The following is a 2,699-nucleotide window of genomic DNA, read 5'->3' on the forward strand; positions in this document are numbered from 1 at the left end:
GCGTTGATTACCGGTGCAGATTCCGGCATAGGACGCGCCGTTGCGGTGCTGTTTGCGCGTGAGGGCGCAGACGTGGCTGTGGCTTACCTTGACTCCGACGAGGATGCGGTAGAGACCCAGCGCTGCGTCGAAGCGGAAGGCCGCCGGTGCGTGCTGATTGCCGGCGATGTGAAGGACGCGGCGTTCTGCCGCGAAGCGGTGAAGAAGACCGTCAAGTCGCTGGGCAAGCTCGATATCCTGGTGAACAATGCCGCCTTCCAGGAGCACGCCGAATCCCTGGAAGACCTGACGGAAGAACGGTTTGACGAAACATTGCGCACCAACGTTTACGGTTACTTCCACATGGCCAAGGCCGCCTTGCCGTACCTGAAGCAGGGCTCCTGCATCATCAACACCGGCTCGGTGACAGGGCTGGAAGGCAGCGCCAGGCTGCTGGACTACTCTGCGACCAAGGGGGCCATTCACGCTTTCACCAATCCCTGGCCAGCAACCTCCTGGACAAAGGCATACGCGTGAACGCGGTGGCGCCCGGCCCAGTATGGACGCCGCTCAATCCGGCAGATTCACCCCCCGACCAGGTCAAGGATTTCGGCAAGAAGACCGACATGAGGCGGCCGGCGCAACCCGAAGAGCTGTCGCCTGCGTATGTATTTCTGGCTTCTCCTGTTTGTTCGGGTTATGTCACGGGGATTGTTTTGCCCGTGACCGGGAGCGTCGGGGCTGTTTGATATTTGGTGAAAATGGCATTTTGCCAATAGGGGCGGGCGCAAGCAGCTATTAAATTGATAGCGACTGGAGTGAACCCTTGCGAGGTGGAGTTCTGGTTGCGGCGTCGCGCGCTCGCCTGAGTGCTGCTGGCCGGGCAACCACGGTCAGCGCCTTCAGCAGAAATCCGAAGCCGGAACAGGCACGTTGCTGGAAGCGATCCCCCAGGATCTCAAATCAAATTCCTCATCGCCTGCGCAGTCTCCCGCAAAACAGACAAAACCCGTCCCGCCGCATCCTCACTCGACTCATGCCCCATCGGCATGGTCACACTGAGTGCCCCGGCAACTTCGCCATGGCGGTCACGCAGGGGTACCGCGATACCGCGGTAATTGAGTTCCAGCTGCTGTTCGGAAATGGCCCAGCCTTGCGCACGCACGCGCGCAAGTTCGATACGCAGGCGGTCCTTGCTGGCAATCGTGTAAGAGGTATAGGCCTTGAGCTCGTGATTTGCCAGCCAGGTTTCGAGCCAGGCCGGGTCGCGCATCGACAGCATCAGAAGGCCTGCAGCCGTCACCTGGGCCTGTACGCGTGAGCCCAGCACGTAGCCGGTGTTCATGGCGCGGCTGGAGCCGTTGCGGGCGATATAGACGATGTCGTCGCCATCCATCACGCTGACATACGCGCTTTCCTGCGTTCCCGCAGTGACGCGCTGCAAAAAAGGCTGCACGATGCGCGGCAGGCGTGCCGATTCAAGGTAGGACTGCCCCAGCCGCAGCACCCGCGGCGTCAGCCAGAAGAGCTTGCCGTCGCTGGCGATATATCCCAGGTGCTCCAGCGTCAGCAAATAGCGGCGGGCCGCGGTGCGTGTCATGCCGCAGCGCGCGCCGGCCTGGCTGGCGGTCAGGCGCGGATTGGCGTCATCAAAGCACTCGATGATGGACAGGCCCTTTTCGAGCCCGGCGATCCAGTCGCGTTTGTCGAGCTTAGGGGTGCTGGGGGCCTGCAATACGGTGGGGGCAGGGGCGGGGGCAGGCGTTTTCATGGCCGGAGTATCGACACAGGCTGGGGGCGTAGACGTAGGTCAAACCCTCGTTTCGTTCGATGATCGATCTTTATTGCGCGATAAACGATCAATTCGACAATAAAGCTGTTGGGCTTCGGGAGGCTACCTACTAAAGTTCACAGCGAATCCTCCAGTTTTAACCGATTATCGAACGTTTCAGGCTATCCCCCATGCTTCCCACCATTCAGGGCAACACCGACGTGTATCTGATCCCCGGCGATCCGGTCGGGCAGGTGCGTGCGCCCGAGGTGTTCAACCTGATCTTCAAGGCGCTGGGCATTGATGCCGTCCTTATCCCGGTGCATGTGGCTGCCGGGGACATCCAGGCCTTTGTGAAGGCCGCTTTCCTGGCCAGGAATGTCAAAGGCATGTTGCTGACCATTCCGCACAAGGCGGAGGTGATGGGGCTGCTTTCGCATTGCAATGAGGCGGGCCGGGTGGCCGGTGCGGTGAACGGCATACGCCGCAACGCTGCCGGTGAACTGGAAGGCGCCTTGTTTGACGGCAAGGGTTTTGTCCTGTCGATGGATTATTTCGGCGTGGCGTACGCCGGCAGGCGCGTACTGATTCTGGGGGCCGGCGGCGCAGCTGCCGCCATTACCGCTTCGCTCGCAATGGCAGGCACCCAGGCGCCGGCCGCCATTTCACTCTACGACCCCGCGCCCGGCAAGGCGCAGGTGCTGGCCAACGAGATTGCTGCCGCTACGCCGCTTTCGACCGCAAGCATCGTGGCTGCAAGCAGCGGTGACCCCTCGGGTCATGACGTGGTGGTGAATGCCTCGCCGCTGGGGCTCAGGGCCGATGATCCCCTGCCGTGCGATGTGTCCCGGCTGGCGCCGCATGCGGCCGTCATGGACATCCTCATGAAGAATCAGCCAACGCCACTGGTGCAAGCTGCCCGGGCGCGCGGCCTGGCCGCACACCCGGG

At 62.0% G+C, this 2,699-nt stretch carries 2 protein-coding genes and 1 pseudogene; 2 read left to right on the forward strand and 1 reads right to left on the reverse strand.

Going from position 1 to position 2,699, the window contains the following annotated elements; translation table 11 throughout:
* Nucleotides 1–728: pseudogene (locus tag AC1D0Z_RS19145) on the forward strand (SDR family oxidoreductase); the annotation flags it as partial.
* Between the two features lie 209 nt (nt 729–937).
* Here AC1D0Z_RS19145 and AC1D0Z_RS19150 read toward each other — a convergent pair.
* A complete protein-coding gene (locus AC1D0Z_RS19150; protein ID WP_477659775.1) occupies nt 938–1,750 on the reverse strand; it encodes an IclR family transcriptional regulator domain-containing protein in 813 nt (270 codons plus the stop codon).
* 191 nt (nt 1,751–1,941) lie between these two features.
* On the opposite strand from AC1D0Z_RS19150, the gene AC1D0Z_RS19155 reads away from it, so the two are divergent.
* A partial coding sequence (locus tag AC1D0Z_RS19155; RefSeq protein ID WP_477659776.1) for a shikimate dehydrogenase family protein occupies nt 1,942–2,699 on the forward strand: 758 nt, incomplete at its 3' end.

The organism is Polaromonas sp. P1_E3, from assembly GCF_056405935.1.

Excerpts from the sequence above, each read along its gene's own strand:
- AC1D0Z_RS19150 (WP_477659775.1), bottom strand. The coding sequence starts at position 1,750 with ATGAAAACGCCTGCCCCCGCCCCTGCCCCCACCGTATTGCAGGCCCCC.